The organism is Caballeronia sp. GAFFF2, from assembly GCF_023631485.1.
Taxonomy (GTDB): domain Bacteria; phylum Pseudomonadota; class Gammaproteobacteria; order Burkholderiales; family Burkholderiaceae; genus Caballeronia.
Genome location: NZ_JALQDA010000027.1, coordinates 157,117 through 179,165, shown reverse-complemented (window position 1 = coordinate 179,165; position 22,049 = coordinate 157,117). Strand labels below are relative to the sequence as shown.

Genomic DNA, 22,049 nt, shown 5'->3' with positions numbered 1-22,049 from the left:
TCTATGCTTGCGCTTCGCAAAGCGTCTTGCCGAACAACAAACGTCCGCGCAGATGCGAGACATCCGTGCGGTTCTGAATCAGCTCGAAATACCATGCGCCGTCTTTCACGTCGCCATACAGCACCGCGCCAATCACACAGCCCGCCTGCAACACGAGACGCTTGTAGACGCCGCGACGCGGATCGCGCAGCACGAGGTCTTCGGACGAATCGTCGCCGATGAAATCGCCCGCCGAGTAAAGATCGACGCCCGTGACTTTCAGCTTGGTCGCGGTCGCGCGCTGCACATAGCGGCGATGTCCCGCGCCGGCGAGATGCGCGCCGGCCACACGCGCCTGATCCCAGATCGGCGCCACGAGACCGAACGTAGCCGAGCGATGCTGCACGCATTCGCCCACTGCATAGACGCGCGGATCGTAAGTCTGCAAGGTGTCGTCGACGACGATCGCGCGCTCGCAGTGCAGTCCCGCTTCCTTCGCGAGCGCGATGTTGGGACGCACGCCCGCGGTCATCACGACGAGATCGGCTTCGATCTCGCGGCCATCGGCAAAGCGCACCGCCGTCACGCGTTCATCGCCCACGATCTCCGTCGTCTTCGCGGCCATCGCGAAACGCAGACCCTTGGCTTCCAGCGAACGCTTGAGCAACGTGGACGCGCTCGCATCGAGTTGACGGTCCATCAGGCTTTCGCTCGAATGCACGACCGTCACCGACATGCCCTGACGTTGCAAACCGTTGGCCGCTTCGAGACCGAGCAAGCCGCCGCCGATCACCACCGCGTGACGATGATCGCGCGATGCCGCCAGCATCTTTTCCACGTCTTGAATGTCGCGAAACGCGATCACGCCCGGAAGATCGCAACCCGGCACGGGAATGATGAAAGGCTTCGAACCCGTCGCTATGAGAAGTCGGTCGTAGCGCACCTCGACACCGCTTGCCGAGCGCACGATGCGCCGCACGCGATCGATTCCGACCACGGCGTCGCCTGCATGCAGCGTGATGTCATTGGCTCGATACCATTCGCGCGTATTGAGGATGATGTCGTCCACGCTCTTCTCGCCTGCAAGCACGGGCGAAAGCAGAATGCGGTTGTAGTTGCCGTAAGGCTCGGCGCCGAACACGGTGATGTCGTACAGCTCGGGCGCGATCTTCAGCAATTCCTCGACCGTGCGCATGCCCGCCATGCCGTTGCCGATCACGACGAGACGCTGACGCGCCTGCACCACCGGTACATCGGCCGCGCCAGCCGCAACCGCATATTCCGTCTTCATGCGGCAATCCACACTTTACCGCCGGCCACGCGTGCGCGATACGCGGTCACGGAGCGCTCGGGCGCTTCGAGGCATTCGCCGGTACGCAGATCGAAGTGCTGCTTGTAGATCGGCGATGCCACGACAATGCGCTCGCCCAAGCTGCCGACGATACCGCGCGAGAGCACCGCCGCCTGCGAATGCGGATCGAAGTTGTCGATGGCGAAGACGCTCTGCTCGTCGCCCGCCACATGAAACACGGCCACCTGCGCGCCCTTGAAAAGCGCACAGACGCCGGTGTCGGGCACGATGTCATCGAGTGCGCAGATCTCGGTCCAGTCCTGTTCAATGCGGTCATTCATGGTGGTCTCCAGCGCTCAAACGGTTTCGACGACGACAGGAATGTCGATCAGCTTCAGCTTGCGTTCCTCGGGCGTCGCGGGACGAATCTGGCCGCGCTCTTCCACGAAGGTCACGTTCTCGTCGCTCTTGTCGCTGTTGACGAAGTGACGGAAGCGCTTGCGCGTTTCGGGGTCGGTGACGGCCTTCTTCCATTCGTCTTCGTACGTATCGACGACGAGTTGCATCTCCGCTTCGAGTTCGGCGGCGAGTTCGAGCTTGTCGTTCACGACGATATCGACGAGATAATCAAGGCCGCCTTCGAGGTTGTCGCGCCACACGCTCGTGCGTTGCAGGCGGTCCGCCGTACGCACGTAGAACATCAGGAAGCGGTCGACGTAGCGAATGAGCGTGACTTCGTCGAGATCGGATGCGAGCAGTTCGGCGTGACGCGGCTTCATGCCGCCGTTGCCGCAGACGTAAAGGTTCCAGCCCTTCTCCGTCGCGATGACGCCGATATCCTTGCCCTGCGCTTCCGCGCATTCGCGTGTGCAACCCGAGACGCCGAACTTGATCTTGTGCGGCGTGCGCAGGCCCTTGTAGCGGTTTTCCAGCGCGATGGCGAGACCGACCGAATCGCCGACGCCATAGCGGCACCATGTCGAACCGACGCACGACTTCACCGTGCGCAGCGACTTGCCATAGGCATGTCCCGATTCGAAGCCCGCGGCGATCAGCTCTTCCCAGATGAAGGGCAACTGCTCCACGCGCGCCCCGAACATGTCGACGCGCTGGCCGCCCGTGATCTTTGTATAGAGCCCGTACTTCTTCGCCACTTGTCCGACCGCGATCAAACCATCGGGCGTGACTTCGCCGCCCGGCATGCGCGGAACGACGGAATACGTGCCATCGCGTTGAATGTTGGCGAGGTAGTAGTCGTTCGAATCCTGCAGGCCCGCATGCTCCTTCTTCAGCACGAACTCGTTCCAGCACGAAGCGAGAATGCTGGCCACGGCAGGCTTGCAGATATCGCAGCCCAGACCCTTGCCATGCTTCGCGAGCATCGAGCCGAACGTGCGATGTCCTTCCACGCGCGCCATGTGATAAAGCTCCTGGCGCGAATACGGGAAGTGTTCGCAGATATGGTTGTTGACCGCGAGCCCCTGGCGCTTCATCTCGCTCTTCAGCACCTGCGTGACGAGCGGCACGCAGCCGCCACACGATGCGCCCGCCTTGCATGCGCTCTTCAACGCGCCGATGCTCGTCGCGCCCGCGCACACCGCCGCGCAGATTTCCGCCTTGCTCACGTTGTTGCACGAACAGATCTGCGCGGCATCGGGCAAGGCTTCGACGCCGAGGCCGGGCTTCGCCTTGCCGTCGCTTTGCGGCAAGATCAGGAATTCGGGTGCTTCCGGCAGCTCGATCTTGTTGAGCATCATCTGCAAAAGCGTGCCGTATTCAGTGGCGTCGCCAACCATCACGCCGCCCAGCAGGAACTTGCCGCAATCCGACACGACCAGCTTCTTGTAGATCTGCTTGCGCTCGTCGCTGAACTGATACGAGCGGCTGCCCGGCGTCTTGCCATGTGCGTCGCCGATACTCGCCACGTCCACGCCCATCAGCTTGAGCTTGGTGCTCATGTCCGCGCCCGCGAACATGGCGTCGTCCGCGCCAATGACCTGCTTCGCGACGATGCGCGCCATGTCGTAACCCGGCGCGACGAGGCCGAACAACTGCCCTTGCCACAGCGCGCATTCGCCGATGGCGTAGATATCCGCATCGCTCGTGCGGCATGCGTCGTCGATCACGATGCCACCGCGCGGCCCGATCTCGAGACCGGCCGCACGCGCGATATCGTCACGCGGACGAATGCCCGCGGAGAACACGATCATGTCGGTATCGAGATGCGCGCCATCGGCAAAATTCATGCGATTCGCAGCACCCTCGCCATCGACGATGGCAAGCGTGTTGCGGCCCGTGTGCACCGTCACGCCCAGTTCCTCGATCTTGCTGCGCAGCACGCGTCCGCCGCCGTCGTCCACTTGCACGGCCATCAGACGCGGCGCGAATTCGACGACATGCGTGGTGAGCCCGAGATCGCGCAACGCCTTCGCCGCTTCGAGACCAAGCAAACCGCCGCCGACGACCGTACCGACTTTCGATTTCGCACCGAAGGCACGCATCGCTTCGAGATCTTCTATCGTGCGATACACGAAGCATCCCGCGCGCTCCTTGCCTTCGACGGGCGGCACGAACGGATACGAACCCGTTGCGAGCACCAGCTTGTCGTAGGGCAGCACTTCGCCCGTGGATGCCGTCACGGTACGCGCCGCGCGATCGATCGCGACGGCTTTCGCATTGAGCTGAAGCGCATAGCCCGAGCGATCGAAGAAGCCTTCCTGCACGAGCGAAAGCTCATCGGCCGACTTGCCCGAAAAGAATTCGGTCAGATGAACGCGATCATAGGCCGCGCGCGGTTCTTCGCAGAGCACGGTGACTTGCAGCGTGTCATGCCCGCTTTCGGCGAGACATTCGAGGAACTTGTGGCCGACCATGCCGTGGCCGATGACGACGATTTTCATGGAGACTCTGCCTGAGTGATGACTTAACCAGCTACACGGTTGTTGCCCGCGAGCGCGCTTTCACGCAACGCGGCTTCGCGTGCCTTGTGTTCCGGAGTAAAGCGCACGGCCAGCGCGCACAGTGCAGCGCCTCCGACCATCACGCCGAGCATCGAGAGCGTGGCTTGCGCATTGCCCACGCCTTTCATGAGGAAGCCCGCCGCGACCGCGCCGACGTTGCCGCCCGCGCCGATCACGCCAGCCACGCCGCCCAGCGCCTTGCGGTCGATGAACGGCACGAGCGCGTAGGTCGCGCCGCAAGCCATATGCGTGAAGAGTCCGAAGATGAGCATCGATACGATGGCGAGCGCGACGCCTTCGGCGTGCGCGAACGCATAGAGACCGATGCCTTCGCCCGCGATCAGTACGAACAGCAAGGTCGCGCGAATATCGAGGCTGCGGCGCGCGGCCGCTTTATCGGAAAGCCAGCCGCCGAGCGCGCGGGCAAAGAGCGCGAGCAGACCGAAGCTGCCTGCCGCCAGTCCTGCCGCGCCGAGCGAGAGCTTGAAGTGATCGACGTAATACACGGCCGCCATGTTGTGGATGAACACTTCCACGCCGAAGCACGCGCCGTAGGTCACGAACAACATCCACACGCGATAGTTCGAGCATGCGGTCACGAAACTCTGCCAGCCGCCCTTCTTGCCGCCGTCGATGGCAACGCCCAGTTCGCGCAGTTGCGTGAAGTTGCCTTGCGGACAGTCTTGCGTATAGCGCCAGTAAAAGTACGCCATCACAGGCATGGCGATACCCGGCACGATCAGCGCGATGCGCCACGACGATGCCGCGCCTGCGCCCAACGCGATCGCGGCGGCAACCAGCATCGGCACGAGAGCTTGCGCCGCGCCTGCGCCTGCGTTGCCCCAGCCCGCGGTCGTGGCGTTCGCGGTGCCGACGACGTTCGGCGCGAACATCACCGACGTGTGGTATTGCGTGATGACGAAGCTCGCACCGATTGCACCGATGGCAAGACGACACCACAGGAAGCTGTCGTAGCCCGTGGAAAGCGCCGCGCCGAACACCGGCACCGCGCCTGCGAGCAACAGCGCGCTATAGACCTTGCGCGGGCCGAAGCGGTCGCACATCGGGCCCACGATCAGACGTACGAGAATGGTCACGGCCACGGCCGCGATATTGAGGTTGGCGACCTGGTCGTTGGAGAGGCCGTATTCGCGCTTGATGAGCGGCATCAGCGGCGCGCAAGCGAACCATGCGAAGAAGCATACGAAGAACGCCATCCATGTGAGATGGAAGGCGCGCATCGGCGCCGTGCGCATGCTGAAGAGATCGATCCGGGTGGCTTTGTCCATCGTCTTTCCGCCAAAAAAGAAAGGCGTCCCGCGCATCAGCCGGGAAGCCGATGCGGGGGACGCCGTTGTCCGATGCCCGCATGGCTTTAACCTGCCGGGCGCTGTAATCAGGACGGATCGCCGTTGATCCGATGGCGGGACATAAGGCAAGGGATATGCCATGTTGAAGGCGTGCAGCTCAAAACCATGCGGCATAAGCGTTCGAGCCATCCTGCACCGGCAACGCGCATTGGCTCCGCGTCGCGTTTTGATGCGCGCGGGCACATCGCTGGTGCGGCGCAGCACTGATGGCGTGCGAACGTCGCTTATTTTTGAACCGTCTGGTTAATCGTGCGAATGAACGTGGGACGCCATGCGTTTGGCAACGCATCGAGGCATGCGCGCGCTGTTCGGGTGCCGGCTGCACATCGACAGTGCCTCCTTGCGGTGCGACGTGATGCGCGCGTCGAGGCGCAAGCCCTCGCGACATCTACGCAAGCGCGTTCCCGGCGCAAATGGCCCGCTTATTGCATTGCTCGAAGCGCTGCCGGCAACGGCGCTGGCAGCAGCGCAAAGCATGCATACATCGACCGATGCGTGCATCGACCAAGGCCCAAGGACAACGGCGTCCCCTCGTGCAACGACACGGGCGGACGCTTTTTGCATTTCGTCCCGCCGCGCCGATGCGCCCCACCGATACAGGCGAGTCATCTCGCCCCGAGCCGAAAGAGAACACGATGAATCACGTTGAAGGCAAAGTCACCCTCCTGAGCGCGGGTCCCGGCGATCTCGACTTGCTGACCTTGCGCGCGGCCAAGGCGCTCGCCGCCGCCGACATCCTCATGCTCGACGACCTCGCCAATCCAGAGATCGTCACGCTTGCGCCCAACGCGCGCGTGATTCGCGTCGGCAAGCGCGGCGGTTGCCGGTCGACACCGCAGGCGTTCATCGAACGTCTGATGCAGCGTTATGCGAGAAAGGGCCTGCACGTGGTGCGCGTAAAAGGCGGCGATGCGCTGCTGTTCGGCCGCGCGGGCGAGGAAATCTCGGCGCTACGCCATGCAGGCATTGCCGTGGATATCGTGAACGGCGTGTCGTCGGGATTCGCGGCGGCAGCGGGGCTCGGCATTTCGCTGACGCATCGGGATCATTGTCAGGGCGTGACCTTCGTCACGGCACACATGCAGGATCACAGCCAACCGGACTGGGCCGCGCTCGCCGCCACCGGCACGACGCTCGCCATCTACATGGGCATGAGCCGCATTGCGAGCATCGCTCAGGCGTTGCTCCTGGCGCTGCGTGCCGATACGCCGGCCGCGGTCGTGCAGCACGCGGGATCGCCCGATGAGAAGCGCCTCGTCACCACGCTCGATCGTCTCGCCGCCGAAGCCACCGCCGCCGGACTCGGCAGCCCCGCCGTCATTCTGATTGGCAGCGCGATCGGCGAAGCCGTCGAATTCGCGTGCCATTCCAGGCAAGGTCTCGCGCATGCCGCTTGAACGAATAGCTCGCGATGCAACGTTGAATCCGCGCGTTCGTCGCAACGAAAGACGTTGGTCGCGCACATTCGCACGCCGTATTGCCTATGCCATTCGGCCAGGTTCTCAAGCGGCCTGGCGCACGTTAGAGTCGAAGGTATCGCGTATGCCTTCGTTCCGACCGTTTCCCGCATGACTCCTGCTCCATCCATGTTGCGCGTCTTGCTCGTCACCGACACCGCCAAGCCCATCGGCGACTTGCGCGAGCAGCTGGCGCGTCTCGGTTACGACATGCTCGCCGAGGTCGCCGCGCCTTCCGCGCTGCATGCGGCCGTGGAGAGCCAGAAGCCGGATGTCGTCATCATCGATACCGATTCGCCTTCGCGCGACACACTCGAACAGCTCGCGGTGATGAACAAGGCCGCGCCGCGTCCCGTGCTCATGTTCAGCAACGACGCCGATCAGCAGTTCATTCGCGCCGCCGTCGGCGCGGGCGTGACAGCGTATTCCGTGGAGGGGCTCGCGCCCGCGCGGCTTGCACCGATCATCGAAGTCGCGCTTGCTCGCTTCGCACACGAGGCGCAGTTGCGGCAGCGGCTCGCGCAAGTGGAGAACGAGCTTGCGGAGCGCAAGATCATCGACCGCGCGAAGCGGCTGCTGATGGATCGCCGCGGCCTGTCCGAGAACGACGCCTACGCCATGCTGCGCAAACGCGCGATGGACCAGGGCGTGAAAGTCGCGGAGATCGCGCGCCAGCTTCTCTCGGTCGCGGATTTGCTGCCCTGACCGAGCACACTGCACAGACCATGAACTTGCCCGAAACGAATACATCCCCGTCCGCGTTGCCCGAACGCACGCATTTGCGGCTCGGCTTCGTCGCGTTGAGCGACGCCGCGCCGCTTGCCGTCGCGGCCATCCACGAGATGGGGCGGCGCCACGGCATCCGTATCGAACTGTGCCGTCAGCCTTCGTGGGCCGCCGTGCGCGACAAGCTGCTTTCCGGCGAGATCGACGCCGCGCACGCGCTATATGGGCTCGTGTATGGCGTGCAACTGAGCATCGGCGGGCCGCAGGCGGACATGGGCGTCCTGATGGTCCTCAACCGCAACGGTCAGGCGATCACCTTTTCAAACCCGCTCGCCGATGCCATTCGGAATGGCGCGAGCGTGAAAGATGCGCTGGCGTCGCTCGACCGCCCGCCCGTGCTTGCGCAGACTTTCCCGACCGGCACGCACGCGATGTGGCTGTATTACTGGCTGGCGGCGAATGGCGTGCATCCGCTGCGCGACGTGCAAAGCGTCGTGATTCCGCCGCCGCGCATGGCCGATGCGATGGCCGAAGGCATGCTCGACGGCTTCTGCGCGGGTGAGCCGTGGCATGCGGTGGCCGAAGCGCGCGGCGTGGGACGCACGGTTGCGTACACGAGCGAAGTCTGGCCGGATCATCCGGAGAAGGTCCTTGCGTGCCGGCGCGATTTCGTCGCGCTGTATCCGAATAGCGCGCGGGCGCTGGTGCGTACGCTGCTCGACGCATGCGCGTGGCTCGACGCGCGCGAGCATCGCGTGGAGATTTCGCGGGCGCTGGCTTCGGCGGAGTTGCTTGGCGTCCCGGCGGCGCTCATCGAAAGCCGGCTGGCTGCTGCCGATGGCGGCGACGCGCGCGCGCTTCCCGTGCGCTTCTTCGACAATGGCGCGGTGAACTTTCCGCGCGTGTCGGATGGCTCGTGGTTCGTCACGCAGTATCGGCGCTGGGGCATGCTTTCCGGTGAACACGACGATGCCGCCATTGCGTCGGCAGTGAACCAGACGGCGTTGTATCGCGAGGCGGCGCTGGCGGCAGGCGTAAGTGTGCCGGACGAGTATCGGAAAGCGACCTTGTGCGATGGACGCGTTTGGGATGGCGGCGATACGGCCGGTTATCTCGCGGGCTTCGATGTGAAGGCTTGAGCGCGGGCTGTTGTCTCGTCTCGCGAAACTGCATCGGCCGGTGCGAGGGCCAGGCGCAAACGTCGCAAGCGACCAAGACACGCCGTACGCCAGCTTGCATGCACGTCGGTTCGACCCGGTCGTGAGCACGCCAGCCAACGCAAGGTTCAGTGGCGACTCGGCCTCCGCGCCACGATCAAGCCGTCTCGATCCCGCCAAGCCTTGACTTAAGCGCCTAAATCAAGAGAATGGGCGCCGCCGCGCGACCCTCGCGGGCGGGTTTTAGCGCCCCGGCGCCAACATCATGGACAATATCGGGATACGGATCGAAACGCGCTGACGTTCTCGTCGCGTGCTTCGGCTCACGCAACCGCGCTCAAACGGCCTGCCGTGCCGCCGCTCGCGGCATCGGCTGCCGTTTTCCGCACACCAGAACCGCGCCGCCACCGGCCACCAGCGCCGCCGAGGATAGGTCGTCCTCGCAAGCAGCCACAAGGAGCATCAAACACATGACCGACATGAATCCGTCCTTCTTCGGCAGGATAGGCATTGCCTTCGGAGCGTTCTTCGGCGTGCTCGGCAACGGCGCGTTCGCCGGCCGCGTGCAGCGCCTGCGCGAAGCCCCGCATGCGCCGGAAGCGCCCGTGCCCGCCGCCGCGCCGGTAGCAACCGCGCCGGTCGCGCCCAAGCCCGCGCCGTCGCCGCTGAAGGAATCGAGCCCCGTCGCCGCCTTGCAATTGCTCGGCCTTTTGCAGCGCGACGCCCGCTTCATCGATTTCGTCGAGGAAGACATCGCCAACTACAGCGACGCCGATATCGGCGCGGCCGCGCGTCTCGTGCACGACGGCTGCCGCTCGGTGCTGCGCGAACATTTCACCATCCAGCCTGTGCGCAACGAAGCCGAAGGCAGCCGCATCACGCTGCCCGAAGGTTTCGACGCCAGCGCCGTGCGGGTGACCGGCAACGTCGTCGGCAAGCCGCCGTTCTCGGGCAATCTCAGCCATCGCGGCTGGAAGGTCGCTGAAACACGTCTGCCGAAGCTCGCGGACCAACACGACGCGAGCATCGTCGCACCGGCCGAGGTGGAGCTATGAGCGATCATCACGAAGAGAACGCGCCGCGCTATTCCATCGGCGTCGATCTCGGCACCACGCACTGCGCGCTGTCCTACGTCGACTTGTCCGCAAGCGACGGCGAGAAGACCGCGCAAGGCGTGCTGTCCATCGCGCAACTGACGGCGCCTGGCGCGGCCGAGGAGCGCGAGTTGCTGCCTTCGTTTCTGTATCTGCCGCATCCGAGCGAACTCGCGCCCGGCGATCTGACCTTGCCGTGGACGCAGGAGCGGCCGTTTATCGTCGGTGAGCTGGCGCGCAGCCGGGGCGCTGGCACGCCCATCCGCCTCGTCTCCAGCGCGAAAAGCTGGCTCTGCCATCCGGGCGTGGATCGTCGCGCGGCCATCCTTCCCGCCGATGCCCCCGAGGAAGTCGAACGCGTCTCGCCGCTCGAAAGCTCGGTGCGCTATCTCACGCACTTGCGCGAGGCATGGAATCACGCGCATCCGGACGCGCCTTTCGATCAGCAGGACGTCACCGTGACGATTCCCGCCTCCTTCGACCCCGCCGCCCGCGAACTCACCGCCGAAGCTGCGGCGGCGGCCGGCTACGCGCGCATGACGCTGCTCGAAGAACCGCAAGCCGCGCTCTACAGCTGGATTCAGAAGTCGACGGGCGGCTGGCGCAAGCAAGTGAAAGTGGGCGATGTGATTCTCGTCGTCGATGTCGGCGGCGGCACCACCGATCTCTCACTGATCGCCGTGGTTGAGCGTGAAGGCAATCTCGAACTGCATCGCGTCGCGGTCGGCGAACACATCCTGCTGGGCGGCGACAACATGGACCTGGCGCTCGCGCATATCGTCGCGCGCAAGCTCGCGGCCGCCGGCACACAACCCGATCCGTGGCAACTGCGCGCGCTCACTTATGCGTGCCGTTCGGCCAAGGAAACGCTGCTCACCCATCCGGACACGGAAACCGTGCCGCTCGTCGTGCCGAGCCGTGGCTCGAAGCTGATCGGCGGCTCGCTGCGCACCGAGCTCACGCGCGCCGAACTCACGCAGATCTTGCTCGAAGGCTTCTTCCCGCAAGTCGATGGCAGCGCGCGCCCGGTCAGCCGCGCACGCGCCGGTCTCACGCAACTCGGTCTGCCCTATGCGCAGGATGCCGCCGTGACGCGTCACCTCGCCGCGTTCCTCGGCCGTCAGGTGAACGCGCTCGCGGAAATCGAAGGCTTGCCGCACGAAGCCCCGCAAGGCGCGACGCTGCTGCATCCGACCGCGGTGCTCTTCAACGGCGGCGTGTTCAAGTCGCCGCTCCTGGTCGAGCGCGTCATGTCCACGCTCAATTCATGGCTCGCCGCCGAGAACGCGCCCGCCGCGCGTCTGCTCGAAGGCGCGGACCTCGATCTGGCGGTGGCGCGCGGCGCGGCCTATTACGGCTATGTTCGGCGCGGCAAGGGCGTGCGCATTCGTGGCGGCACGGCACGCGCATACTACGTCGCGGTCGAGTCGGCAATGCCTGCCGTGCCCGGACTCGAACCGCCCGTGCAGGCACTGTGCGTGGCGCCTTTCGGCATGGAGGAAGGCACGGAGGCCGCGCTGCCCGCGCAGGAGTTCGGGCTCGTGGTCGGAGAGCCGGTGCATTTCCGCTTCTTCGGCTCGTCGGTGCGCCGTCAGGACGAGGTGGGCACGCTGCTCGAATACTGGCAGCCGGACGAACTGCAGGAACTCGAGGAGATCGAGGCATCGCTGCCATCGGAAGGGCGCACGCCCGGCGAAGTCGTGCCGGTCAAGCTGCACGCGCGCATCACCGAGGCCGGCACGCTCGAACTCGAAGCCGTGCCGCGCGGATCGTCCGAGCGCTGGAAGGTCGAGTTCGACATGCGCGGCGGCGTGAGCGCCGACTCGGGCATGGGCCTGTAAGTGCCGGCGCGTAAGAAGGCGGCGGGCGCGCGCTATCGCGTCGGTATCGATCTGGGCACGAGCAATACCGTCGTCGCCTATGCCGAAGCGGGCTCGGACGAAATTCGCGTCTTCGAGATGGAACAGCTCGTGAGTCCGGGCGAAGTGGCGGCGCGCCCGCTCCTGCCGTCGTTGCGGTATCACGCGGCGGCGGGAGAACTGAACGCGAACGACTTGCAGTTGCCGTGGCCCCGTGACGCAAATTCCGGGGCACAGCCCGAGGTGGTTGGCCAGCTCGCGCGCGTGCTGGGCGCGCAGGTTCCGGGGCGGCTCATTTCGAGCGCGAAAAGCTGGCTCTCGCATGCTTCGGTGGATCGCGTCGCGCAAATTCTGCCGTGGGGCGCGGGCGACGACATCGAAAAGATCTCGCCCGTCGCCGCGAGCGCGAGTTATCTCGCGCATGTGCGCGCGGCGTGGAACCATCGCTTTCCGGGCTCGCCGCTCGAAGCGCAGGACCTCGTGCTCACCGTGCCCGCATCGTTCGATGAAGGCGCGCGCGCCCTCACGCTCGAAGCGGCGCGCATGGCCGGGCTTACGGCGCTGCGCCTGCTGGAAGAACCGCAGGCGGCGTTCTACGACTGGCTGTTTCACCATCGCGAAAAGCTCGCCGATGAACTCGCGGCCACGCGGCTCGTGCTCATCTGCGATGTCGGCGGCGGCACGACCGACCTCACGCTGATCCAGGTCGCGATGGACAGCTCGGAGCCGCGCCTGACGCGCATCGGCGTGGGCAACCACCTGATGCTCGGCGGCGACAACATGGACCTGGCGCTTGCGCATCTGGTGGAGCAACGCCTTGCCGGCAACGATCAGGAGCGCCTCTCCGCCGCGCGTCTTTCGCAACTCGTCGAACGTTGCCGCGCGGCCAAGGAGCAATTGCTCGGCGCCAACGCGCCGGACAAGGCCACGATCACGCTGCTCGGCGCGGGCTCGAAGCTGATCGGCGGCGCGCGCTCCACGGAAGTGACGCGCGAGGAGATCGCGCGGATCATCGTCGATGGCTTCTTTCCGATGGTCGCGCCCGACGAGCGTCCGCGTCGCGCGCGCGGGGGTTTCGTCGAATTCGGGCTGCCTTATGCAAGCGATGCCGGCGTCACGCGGCACGTCGCGGCGTTTCTCGCACAACACGCCACGCAGGCGCGCGAGGCGTTGGGCGAAGCGGCATCTGACCAAGCCAGCTTGCCCGTTCCCGACACGCTGCTCCTGAACGGCGGCGTGTTTCGCGCCGAACCGCTTGCGAGCCGTATCGCCGAGGCGCTCGGTTCATGGCGCGGCGCGCCGGTCCACGTGCTGGCCAATCACGATCCGGACGTTGCCGTGGCGCGCGGCGCGGTCGCCTATGCGCTCGCGCGCGCGGGCCGCGCACCGAAGATCGGCGGCGGCTCTGCACGCAGCTACTTCCTGCTGCTCGACGAAGACAAGAGCGACGCTGGCGAGCGCGGCGTCTGCGTGCTGCCGCGCGGCACCGAGGAAGGTCAGGCCATCCATCTGGCGGACCGCACCTTCGCGTTGCGGCTCGGCGCGCCGGTGCGCTTTCACCTGGTGTCTTCGGTGGCGGATGCGACGTTCAAGGCAGGCGAAATCGCCGATGTCAGCGCCTCGGCCGGCGACTTCGTGCGCTTGCCGCCCATCGCCACGGTCGTCGATCCGCGCGGCCAGGAGGCGAATCACGCGCACAAGCCCAACGAGACGCCCGTGCAATTGACGACTTCGCTCACTGAAGTCGGCACGTTGGAGATGCACTGCATCGCCACCGACGATCCCGCCAAACGCTGGCTGCTCGAATTTCAATTGCGCCGGGAGAATGCGTCGAACGACGCGGCGGCAAGCGAAACGCATCCTGCGTTGCCGAAAGCCATCGATCTGATCGACCGCACTTTCGGCGCGCGTTCGCAGGACGTCGGCCCGAAGGAGATCAAGCGCCTGCGCGCGCTGCTCGAACAGGCGCTCGGCCCGCGCGATAGCTGGGATCTCGCGCTCTTGCGCGAGCTTTACGGCGCGCTGTGGGACCGCGCGAAACGCCGCCGCCGTTCCGCCGATCACGAACGGCTGTGGCTCAACCTGACGGGCTATTGCTTGCGGCCGGGCTTCGGTCATCCGCTGGATGGCTGGCGCGTCGAGCAATTGTGGACGCTCTTCGACCAGGGCATCCAGTACGGCAACGAAAGCCAGATCTGGTCCGAGTGGTGGACGCTATGGCGGCGCGCGGCAGGTGGTCTGCCCGAAGCCGCGCAACTGCGCCTGCTCGACGACATGGCCTTCGTGCTTCAGCCGCCCGGCACGAGCCGCTATCGGCGCGCGGCGGGCGCTGCGCGCGCGGGCTATGAAGACATGGTGCGGCTCGCGGCATCGCTCGAACGCGTGCCGGTCGCGCGCAAGATCGAAACCGGCGAATGGCTGCTCACGCGGCTGAAGAAGCCTTCGGAGAACGTGCAGAGCTGGTGGGCGGTCGGGCGGATCGGCGCGCGGCAGCCGTTCTACGGCAGCGCGCATGGCGTCGTGCCGCCCGAGACGGCGACCGCCTGGCTCGGCACGATCCTCGCGCTCGACTGGAAGAAGGTCGATCCGGCGGCGTTCGCGGCCGTGCAGATCGCGCGCATGACGGGCGACCGTTCGCGCGACCTTCCCGACGACATTCGCGCCGCCGTCGTGCAGCGCCTGGAGACGATGGGCGCGGCGGAAGCGTGGATCGCCATGGTGCGCGAAGTCGTCACGCTCGATCGCGCCGACGAAGGCCGCGTGTTCGGCGAGGCGTTGCCGGCGGGGCTCAAGCTCATCGGCTGAACTGGCGTCGATGCGGCGCGTCGAGACCGCGAATTGCTTCGCTCTCAGAAGCTTTTTGCGAAAGACGGCGCGAAAGCCTTGCGCCGTCTTGATTCCCGGCTATGCGCGTCCTATGGTTATCAGTGTGTTCGTCCTGGACACACACTGAAGGAGGTCATCATGCCATCCCCACGCAAGGCTCAAGCGAGCAATCCCGCCGAAACCGAAATGTCGAGCCGCAAGAAAACGGCCGGTCCCAAGGCATCGCCGCCCAAGGCAGCGGGCGCCAAGGAAACGCAGGTCGCCAAACGCAGCACCAAGGCCAAACCGAAATCGTGAATGCGTGAGGCGCGGTATCGCGCACTCTCGCGCGGTACGGTTAGCCCTCGTCATCGCGGGGGGGCATCGGTCGTGGCTGTCCTTCGATACGGCGAGCAGGCATGCCCGGCTCGCCGTTCGACTGATCCGGTTCGAGATACACCGGTTGCTTTGTGCGTCGACTCTCTCCTCCTTCTCCGCCGCTGCCGTCCAAAGCCATCTTTTTTCAGCGTCCGCCCGCCAAAAGCTCGCATTAATTTCCGTTTTTAACGGTTGATGCCTAAAAAAAGGCGTATTGGTAAGACCAAGTTGGCCTACAGTAGATATCCCCAAAACCGCGACTCGAACAAGCGATGGCCGTCCCTCAACGCGCCGAACGTGTGCGCACTCCCGAGATTTTCTCCGCCGCGCGAGAAGCGGGGCTCAGTCTCGTTCGCAATCTTTCCATTCCGGCCGCTTTCGCCGACCGCGCGCTGGAAGCGCAATTCCTCGAAGATCACGCGCAGCGCTTCTGCGCGTTCAGGCGCGCATCCGCGCTGCTCGCGCTCGTCATCTGGACCTGCTTCCTCTGGTGGGACTTCAGTTTCTCGCAAGGCAACAGCGCGCTGAACGGGCGCCTGTCCGACATTCTGGCAATCCGCTTTGCGGGCATCGTGTTGCTGATTCTCGAATGCTGTCTCGTCCTGCGGCCCTCGTTCCGCTCGCACGCGATGTCCGAGAAGGTCATCCTCACGGGCATCTACGGGCTCTTGTGTCTGATCCTCGCGCTCTTCGCGATCACGCCCTCGCCCTATAACTACACGCAGCATTTCACGGGGCTGTGCCTCGCGCTCTTCGTGCAGTTCAGCTTCTTCTATCTGCGCTCGCGGGTCGTGCTGACGGCGGGCATCGTCACCATGGCGTCGATCGTGGTGCTGCAGCTCACCGCGCATCTGCTCAATCCGGAGAATTTCTTTGCCGGACTGTTCTATATGTTCAACGTGATCGTGGTCGGCCACGGCGTCTGCGTGCACGCCGAACGCGTCTCGCGCGAACGCTTTTCCGCCGAGCGCGCGCTCGCCTCGCTCAACGACGAACTGCGCGCCGCGAACGGCTCGCTCGCGCGCAAGAACGACGAGTTGGAGATCTCCAGGAAGGACCAGGAGAACAAGACCACGGCATTGCTCGCGTTGCGCGAACAGCAGATGATCGCCGCGCAAACCGCGAGCCGCGAGAAGTCCAATTTCCTCGCCGCCGCGACCCACGATCTGCGCCAGCCAATGCACGCGCTCAACCTGTTCCTGCAAGCCGCCGCCGAGGCCATCCGCAACGGCGAGTTCGAGCAGGCGGAACGGCTCATCGACGAATGCGGGCGCTCGTCGATCATTCTGGCGCGGCTCTTGAATGCCGTGCTCGATCTCTCGCGGCTCGAATCGGGCCGCGTGGTGCCGCGATATCATGTGTTCGACGTGCGGCGAACCATCGAGGAAGCCGTCGAACAATTGCGTCCGTTCGCCATGAGCCGTGGCGTCGACTTGCGGCTGCGGCTGCCGAAGTCGGAAGTCGTCTGCGTGCGAAGCGACGCGCACTGGCTCGGACGCGCCATCGCCAATCTGATCTCGAACGGCATCAAGTACGCCGATCAAAGCAAGACCGCCAAGCCCACCGTGATCGTCGGCGTGGTGCGCTCGCCGACGCGGGCGCGCATCGACGTGCTGGATAACGGCATCGGCATTCCGGCCGATTATTTCGATGCCATCTTCCAGCCCTTCTTCCAGGTCGACAACCCGGAGCAAGATCGCGACAAGGGGCTGGGACTCGGCCTGTCTATCGTCAATGCGGTCATTTCGATGCTGGACGAACACCGCATCGAGCTCAAGTCCACCGAAGGGCGCGGTTCGCGTTTCTCGCTGGAAATGCCGCAGTGCGGACCGACGCTCGACAAGCCGTCCACGCGCGCGCCTGCATTGTCCGAGGCGAACGAAGCGGCGGCGCTGAGCGGGCGCTACGTGCTGCTCGTGGAAGACGACGGCCTCGTGCGCGCATCCACCGAGGCGCTGCTTTCGCAATGGGGCGTGCTTTACGACTCCGCCGCGACCTTCGACGAGTTCGAAACCATTCTCGCGGACATCGAGCGCTTCCCGGATCTCATCATCACCGACTACCGCCTGCGCGACTCCAAGACCGCGCGCGAAGTGGCCATGCTGGGCACCGCAAGGCTCGGCCGTCCGTGTCCGTGTCTGGTCGTGACGGGCGAACCGTCGGCCACCATCGTGCCGCTCGCGTGCGAGCAGGATGTGCTGAGCAAGCCCGTGAGCCCGGCGGAATTGCGCCGCGGCATGGTCGCGTTGATGCCGAACGCAGCCGCCGGCCAGAGCGCTTGCGAGGCAGCCATCGCATGAGTGTGCACAAGGTCATCTACGACACCGACCCCGGTATCGACGACGCTATCGCGCTCGTGTTTCAGACGTTGCATCCGCGGATCGAACTCATCGGCATCACGAGCGTGTTCGGCAATGCCGACATCCATACGACGACCGCCAACGCGCTCTATCTTGCATCGCGTTTCGCGCCGAACGTGCCGGTCGCGCGCGGCGCGGCGGCGCCTTTGCAACGCGCCGCGCCCGAACCTATTCCGCATATCCACGGCGACGATGCGCTCGGCAACGTCGAGCGCACGGAAGCCGTCACGGTGAAGGAGGACGGGCGCGCGGCACATCGGTTCATCATCGAGAAGGTGCGCGCGGAGCCGGGCGAAATCACGCTGCTCGCGGTCGGGCCGCTCACGAATCTCGCGCTCGCGTTGCGAGACGATCCGGAGATTGCATCGCTCGTGCGCGAGGTCGTCGTCATGGGCGGCGCGTTCGGTTACAACGGCGCGCTCGGCAACGTGACGCCCGCCGCCGAGGCGAACATCCATGGCGACCCGGAAGCGGCCGATATCGTCTTCGGCGCGCCGTGGAAGGTGTCGATCGTCGGGCTCGATGTAACGCATGAAACCGTGATGACGAACGCGTTTCTCGCCGATGTGCGGGACAGCGCAGGCAATGCCGGCCGGTTCGTATGGAACGTCTCGCGCTTTTACGAGCGCTTTCACGCGAACGACGGCGAGACGCGCGGCATCTACGCGCACGATTATTCGGCGGCCGCTTTCGTCGTCGCGCGCGAACTGTTCACGACGAGAAGCGGGCCGGTGCGCGTGCTGACCGAAGGTATCGCGGCGGGTTTGACTGTGCAAAAGCCCACGTCGATGCGTGCCAGCGCGCCGGATTGGGACACGCGGCCATCGTGCGACGCGTGTATCGGCGTCAATGCGGACGCGGTGCTCGAACTCTTTGCTCGGACATTGCGCGGCTGACGTGCTTGTCTAGTGCACCGCTTCTTTCATGCAACCGGCGCGCGCCGCGGCAATGCCGACACGCTGCGGCTTCCACCTTGCCGAAGCGGATCGGCGGGCATACCAACGCGGCGCTTCAACCCTCGCGCAAGCGCGCACCCAGCCACTCGCGCAGTGCTTCCACTTCCTCCATGCAGACCGAATGCGGCATCGGATACGTATTCCATTCCACCGTGCAGCCCTGCTCGCGCGCGAAGTCCACGGCTTCCTCGCCTAGCCGCACGTTGAGTACGTCGTCGAAGCTGCCGTGCGCGGCGAAGATCGGCGTGTCGCGGTTCGCCTCGCTAAACGAGGCATCGATCAAGCCTTTCGACGGGATATAACCCGACAGCACGATCAGCCCCGCGAGCTTTTCCGGATGCGTGAGCCCCGCCTGATAGGTCATTGCGCCGCCCTGCGAAAAGCCGGCGAGAAAGATGCGCTCGGAGGCGATGCCGCGCGCGTTCTGCTGCGCGACGAGTTCGCGCACGAAGGCCACAGACGTCTCGATGCCCGCCTCGTCCACGCGCCGGTTGATACCTTCGAACGACAGGATGTCGTACCACGCGCGCATCACGTAGCCGTTGTTCGCGGTTACGGGAATCTCCGGCGCGTTCGGAAACACGAAGCGCATGGCGGGGGCATCGGCCAGACGCAGTTCGGGCACGAGCGGCACGAAGTCGTTGGCATCCGCGCCGAGTCCGTGCATGAGGATCACCGCGAACTCGGGGTCCGGCGCGGTTTCGACTTCCACTACCGATGGATCGTACGGTTGTGCGGACATGCAATCACTCCCTTGAGGTCGATCACGTTCAATCACGCGTCAGATGATGGGCACGAGCAATAACACGATACCCACGATGGAAATGAGCCACACCAGCGAGCGCACGAACGGCACACCGCCCGCATAAAGCGGCACGTAGCACAGGCGCGCGACGAAATACATGAGCGCGCCATAGTGCGTAAGCGCATTTTCGCGCCCGGCGACATGCACGATCAGCACCGCGACAGCGAAGATCGGCAAGGTCTCGAAAAGGTTCGATTGCGCTCGCATCAGACGCCCGGTGAGCTTGCGCGGCGGCGGCGCCGGGCCGTCGCGCGGACCGGCGTTGTATCTGAGGCCCGTCTCCTTGTTGCGCAAGAACGCGGGCAGCAGCACTTGCGCGAGAGCGAGGATGAGCGTCCAGGCCAGCATCGTCAGTTCGAAACTCATGGCGTCTCCAATCGGTTTGTTGGCGATGCAAGCGACGGTCCATCATGCCATCGGGCCGTGCGAACGTGTACGCTTGTTGGCATTCCTTCGACTTACGCTCGTTCTCACGCTTACGCTTGCGGCGAAACTCCCATGCACACGCTTACCCTGCGTCTTTCTCCCGGCGATGACCTGCGCCTCGCGCTCGATCTCGCAGTTCGCTCGCAAAAAAGCGCGCAAGAAGCGGGCGCGGCGTTCGTCCTGCAAGGCATTGGCAGCTTGAGCGTGGCTGCCTTGCGCTATGCCGGGCGCGACGAGGCAACCGTTCTGCGCGGCGACCTCGAAATCTTGACGCTGGCGGGATCGCTATCGGCGGATGGGCCGCATCTGCACATGAGCATCTCCGATGCCGATGGCCGCGTCTTCGGCGGCCACGTCACGGCGGGATGCATCGTGCGCACGACGGCGGAAGTGCTGATCGCAAAGTTGCCGGACGAACGCTACACGCGTGAGCACGATCCCGCGACAGGTTTCGCGGAACTCGTCATCCGGCGTACATAGCTTCCTGAGTTGCAGCAGCACGAAGCGCTCCAAGAGCGTCGATCAGGCGGATGCGACTGTTGCCGGTTCGGCGGCGGCGCTATCCAGCGCGAGATCGTGACGCGCGATCAGCTCGAAGCGCTCGCTTGTTTCCACATAGTCCCAGCGCTCGACGGTCGTGCTGCGCGTACCCGATGACCCGTCGTAGCGAATCACGTTCACCGAATTGTCGATGGTCCCGCGCGTGCGCCGGGACAGCGCCGTGCCCGCCTGCACCGCCCACAGCTTGCGCGGCAGGCCGGCGAAGGTATCGTGCAGCGGCAACACGTAGGGCAGATGAATGTGCCCGCCAAGAATGAGATCGGCGCCCGCGCGCGCCCAGCGCTGCACGGCGCGCTCGTGTCCATGCAGAAGGTTGGCCTCGTCTTTCGCGCGCGTGACCGCGACCGGCTGATGCGTGACCACCACGCGCAATTGCTTCGCGCTTGCCGCTTCGAGCCGCGCGGAAACGCGTTTGACCTGTTGCATCGAAATTTCGCCGTCCTTGTGACGGAACGGACGCGTGGTGTTCACGCCGAGCACGAGCAGCGTGTCCGATTCGAACGACGGCTCGAGCTCCGCGCCGAACACGCGCTGATGATTCGCATACGGACGAAAAAGCCGCGCGAGCGGATTGAAGAGCGGAATGTCGTGATTGCCGGGAATGACGAGCCGGGGCCGCGTGCCGAGGGCATCGAAGAAGGCGCCCGCCAGCGCGAACTGATAACGCCGCGCGCGCTGCGTGATGTCGCCCGAGACGACGACTAAATCGGGCGAGATGGCATCGGAAAGCCGCAAGAGCGCCGCCACCACCGTCGGGCGTTCGGTGCCGAAATGCGGATCGGATATTTGCAGCAAAACGTTCATGAGCGATTGGCTTCGGCCACGGCCGGCTCGGGTTTGAGCAGCAGCAATGGCTTGTCGGAAACGCGGAATTCCAGCGGCATCTGCAGCCACGCCACTTCGCCATCGGTTGCGATCTTCACGCGACGGCGTCGTCCGGACGGATGCGTCACCGTAATGCGCTCGAATGTGAAACTCGTCACGTGATCGGAGTCGGATAGCCGCCCTGCCGCGCCGCGCAAGGACAGGAACAGATGCGCGAGCCGCCCGACCGGACGCGGCGCAATGGCCACGAGCAAGCCATGTTCCAGTGCGCCGGCTTCGGCCATGCCGATCTGTTCGAGTTGCAGCCGGTTGTTGCCGACGAAGAGCGTCGATGAACGGATGTCGCGCACTTGCCCTTCGTGCTCGATGTGCAGCCGCAAATGCCGATGCCGCCGCAATAGCGTGTTGAGCGCGGACCACAGCGCGACCAGACGGCTGCGGCCAAATTGCTGCTTGTAGGTTTCGCGATCTTCCAGCAGCTTGGGATAAAGCCCGAGACTCGCATTGACGATGAACATCTGGCCGTTCACGTAGCCCACCTGCGCGGGAAACACGCGCGCTTCGAGCAACAGGCGGGTGGAAAGCTCGAGATCGGCGGGAATACCGTGATCGCGACTGAAGTAATTGAACGTGCCGCGCGGCAGCACCGCGAATGGCACGCCGCGCGTAAGCGCCGCTTCCGCCACGGCGCATAGCGTGCCGTCGCCACCGGCACCGACCAGCACGCCGCCTTGATCGAACGCCAATTGTGCCGCCTCGCGCGCGGCGGCGGGCAAACGGCCAGGGTCATCGACGACGCACATTTCGAAGCGCCGACCCGCTGCGCCAAGTTCGCGGTCCAGCACGGCGCGGGTTTCATCGGCCTGCTTGCGGCCCGATCCCGCGTTCATCACGATGAAAAACGGCGCGTGCGGCGCAAGTGTCTGCCCTTGTTCCGCGCCTCGAGCAGGTTCGGCGGGTATGACGGGTGTGGCGGTCGGGGTCATCGGCAGCGCTCCTGGCATCGTGCGATTCGTCCCGCCTGGCCGCCGACGTGCCGT

The 22,049-nt window shown here is 65.1% G+C and carries 18 protein-coding genes; 10 read left to right on the top strand and 8 right to left on the bottom strand.

From position 1 onward, the window contains the following. Position 1: 1 nt before the first annotated feature. The 4 genes from NCT04_RS17220 to NCT04_RS17205 are packed head-to-tail and all read right to left on the bottom strand — an operon-like array spanning position 2 to position 5,519. Positions 2-1,270, bottom strand: a complete 1,269-nt coding sequence (locus NCT04_RS17220; protein WP_250466733.1) for an NAD(P)/FAD-dependent oxidoreductase — start codon at positions 1,268-1,270, stop codon at positions 2-4. Further along, on the bottom strand, positions 1,267-1,611 hold the full coding sequence (gene nirD / locus NCT04_RS17215; protein WP_244828499.1) for a nitrite reductase small subunit NirD: 345 nt from the start codon (positions 1,609-1,611) through the stop codon (positions 1,267-1,269). The genes NCT04_RS17220 and nirD overlap by 4 nt, the downstream gene beginning before the upstream one ends. A 15-nt stretch (positions 1,612-1,626) precedes the next feature. Further along, positions 1,627-4,170: a nitrite reductase large subunit NirB gene (gene nirB / locus NCT04_RS17210; RefSeq protein ID WP_250466731.1), complete on the bottom strand. Its 2,544-nt coding sequence runs from the start codon at positions 4,168-4,170 to the stop codon at positions 1,627-1,629. 23 nt (positions 4,171-4,193) lie between these two features. Further along, positions 4,194-5,519 (bottom strand): MFS transporter, encoded by a 1,326-nt coding sequence (locus NCT04_RS17205; protein WP_244828502.1) that lies wholly within the window; start codon positions 5,517-5,519, stop codon positions 4,194-4,196. Between the two features lie 716 nt (positions 5,520-6,235). Here NCT04_RS17205 and cobA point away from each other — a divergent pair. From cobA to NCT04_RS17160, 9 genes are all read left to right on the top strand, one after another. Beyond that, entirely contained in the window at positions 6,236-6,997 is a 762-nt protein-coding gene (cobA, locus tag NCT04_RS17200) for a uroporphyrinogen-III C-methyltransferase (protein WP_250466730.1), read from the top strand. 189 nt (positions 6,998-7,186) lie between these two features. Beyond that, positions 7,187-7,762, top strand: a complete 576-nt coding sequence (locus NCT04_RS17195) for an ANTAR domain-containing response regulator (protein ID WP_244829714.1) — start codon at positions 7,187-7,189, stop codon at positions 7,760-7,762. A 20-nt stretch (positions 7,763-7,782) separates the two neighbouring features. Then, positions 7,783-8,922 (top strand): CmpA/NrtA family ABC transporter substrate-binding protein, encoded by a 1,140-nt coding sequence (locus NCT04_RS17190; RefSeq protein WP_250466729.1) that lies wholly within the window; start codon positions 7,783-7,785, stop codon positions 8,920-8,922. 488 nt (positions 8,923-9,410) lie between these two features. Next, positions 9,411-9,995 carry a DUF2760 domain-containing protein gene (locus NCT04_RS17185; RefSeq protein WP_250466727.1) on the top strand — a complete coding sequence of 195 codons (585 nt, stop codon included), beginning with the start codon at positions 9,411-9,413 and terminating at the stop codon, positions 9,993-9,995. Next, positions 9,992-11,875: an Hsp70 family protein gene (locus tag NCT04_RS17180; RefSeq protein WP_250466725.1), complete on the top strand. Its 1,884-nt coding sequence runs from the start codon at positions 9,992-9,994 to the stop codon at positions 11,873-11,875. The genes NCT04_RS17185 and NCT04_RS17180 overlap by 4 nt, the downstream gene beginning before the upstream one ends. After that, on the top strand, positions 11,876-14,698 hold the full coding sequence (locus NCT04_RS17175) for an Hsp70 family protein (RefSeq protein WP_250466724.1): 2,823 nt from the start codon (positions 11,876-11,878) through the stop codon (positions 14,696-14,698). A 159-nt stretch (positions 14,699-14,857) separates the two neighbouring features. Beyond that, entirely contained in the window at positions 14,858-15,016 is a 159-nt protein-coding gene (locus NCT04_RS17170; protein WP_244828514.1) for a hypothetical protein, read from the top strand. A 332-nt stretch (positions 15,017-15,348) separates the two neighbouring features. After that, a complete protein-coding gene (locus tag NCT04_RS17165) occupies positions 15,349-17,376 on the top strand; it encodes an ATP-binding response regulator (RefSeq protein ID WP_250466722.1) in 2,028 nt (675 codons plus the stop codon). Next, positions 17,373-18,332, top strand: coding sequence for a nucleoside hydrolase (locus NCT04_RS17160; protein ID WP_250466720.1), 960 nt, complete (start codon positions 17,373-17,375; stop codon positions 18,330-18,332). The genes NCT04_RS17165 and NCT04_RS17160 overlap by 4 nt, the downstream gene beginning before the upstream one ends. Positions 18,333-18,447: 115 nt before the next feature. Here NCT04_RS17160 and NCT04_RS17155 read toward each other — a convergent pair whose 3' ends face one another. Continuing rightward, positions 18,448-19,134 (bottom strand): alpha/beta hydrolase, encoded by a 687-nt coding sequence (locus NCT04_RS17155; protein ID WP_250466718.1) that lies wholly within the window; start codon positions 19,132-19,134, stop codon positions 18,448-18,450. Positions 19,135-19,173: 39 nt separating this feature from the next. Further along, positions 19,174-19,563, bottom strand: coding sequence for an MAPEG family protein (locus tag NCT04_RS17150; RefSeq protein WP_250466717.1), 390 nt, complete (start codon positions 19,561-19,563; stop codon positions 19,174-19,176). 132 nt (positions 19,564-19,695) lie between these two features. Between NCT04_RS17150 and NCT04_RS17145 the strand changes: the two genes are divergently transcribed. Then, a complete protein-coding gene (locus NCT04_RS17145; protein ID WP_244828521.1) occupies positions 19,696-20,103 on the top strand; it encodes a PPC domain-containing DNA-binding protein in 408 nt (135 codons plus the stop codon). Between the two features lie 42 nt (positions 20,104-20,145). On the opposite strand, the gene NCT04_RS17140 is transcribed toward NCT04_RS17145, so the two are convergent. Both NCT04_RS17140 and NCT04_RS17135 read right to left on the bottom strand, forming a co-directional pair. Then, on the bottom strand, positions 20,146-20,988 hold the full coding sequence (locus tag NCT04_RS17140) for a metallophosphoesterase family protein (protein ID WP_250466715.1): 843 nt from the start codon (positions 20,986-20,988) through the stop codon (positions 20,146-20,148). Then, a complete protein-coding gene (locus NCT04_RS17135) occupies positions 20,985-21,995 on the bottom strand; it encodes a diacylglycerol/lipid kinase family protein (protein ID WP_244828528.1) in 1,011 nt (336 codons plus the stop codon). Before NCT04_RS17135 ends, NCT04_RS17140 begins: the two co-directional genes overlap by 4 nt. Between the last annotated feature and the right edge of the window lie 54 nt (positions 21,996-22,049).

Excerpts from the sequence above, each read along its gene's own strand:
- NCT04_RS17195 (WP_244829714.1), top strand. The coding sequence starts at position 7,187 with ATGTTGCGCGTCTTGCTCGTCACCGACACCGCCAAGCCCATCGGCGAC.
- NCT04_RS17205 (WP_244828502.1), bottom strand. The coding sequence starts at position 5,519 with ATGGACAAAGCCACCCGGATCGATCTCTTCAGCATGCGCACGGCGCCG.
- NCT04_RS17190 (WP_250466729.1), top strand. The coding sequence starts at position 7,783 with ATGAACTTGCCCGAAACGAATACATCCCCGTCCGCGTTGCCCGAACGC.
- NCT04_RS17220 (WP_250466733.1), bottom strand. The coding sequence starts at position 1,270 with ATGAAGACGGAATATGCGGTTGCGGCTGGCGCGGCCGATGTACCGGTG.
- NCT04_RS17185 (WP_250466727.1), top strand. The coding sequence starts at position 9,411 with ATGACCGACATGAATCCGTCCTTCTTCGGCAGGATAGGCATTGCCTTC.
- NCT04_RS17160 (WP_250466720.1), top strand. The coding sequence starts at position 17,373 with ATGAGTGTGCACAAGGTCATCTACGACACCGACCCCGGTATCGACGAC.
- NCT04_RS17165 (WP_250466722.1), top strand. The coding sequence starts at position 15,349 with ATGGCCGTCCCTCAACGCGCCGAACGTGTGCGCACTCCCGAGATTTTC.
- nirB (WP_250466731.1), bottom strand. The coding sequence starts at position 4,170 with ATGAAAATCGTCGTCATCGGCCACGGCATGGTCGGCCACAAGTTCCTC.
- nirD (WP_244828499.1), bottom strand. The coding sequence starts at position 1,611 with ATGAATGACCGCATTGAACAGGACTGGACCGAGATCTGCGCACTCGAT.
- NCT04_RS17180 (WP_250466725.1), top strand. The coding sequence starts at position 9,992 with ATGAGCGATCATCACGAAGAGAACGCGCCGCGCTATTCCATCGGCGTC.
- NCT04_RS17140 (WP_250466715.1), bottom strand. The coding sequence starts at position 20,988 with ATGAACGTTTTGCTGCAAATATCCGATCCGCATTTCGGCACCGAACGC.
- NCT04_RS17155 (WP_250466718.1), bottom strand. The coding sequence starts at position 19,134 with ATGTCCGCACAACCGTACGATCCATCGGTAGTGGAAGTCGAAACCGCG.
- cobA (WP_250466730.1), top strand. The coding sequence starts at position 6,236 with ATGAATCACGTTGAAGGCAAAGTCACCCTCCTGAGCGCGGGTCCCGGC.
- NCT04_RS17135 (WP_244828528.1), bottom strand. The coding sequence starts at position 21,995 with ATGACCCCGACCGCCACACCCGTCATACCCGCCGAACCTGCTCGAGGC.
- NCT04_RS17170 (WP_244828514.1), top strand. The coding sequence starts at position 14,858 with ATGCCATCCCCACGCAAGGCTCAAGCGAGCAATCCCGCCGAAACCGAA.
- NCT04_RS17145 (WP_244828521.1), top strand. The coding sequence starts at position 19,696 with ATGCACACGCTTACCCTGCGTCTTTCTCCCGGCGATGACCTGCGCCTC.
- NCT04_RS17150 (WP_250466717.1), bottom strand. The coding sequence starts at position 19,563 with ATGAGTTTCGAACTGACGATGCTGGCCTGGACGCTCATCCTCGCTCTC.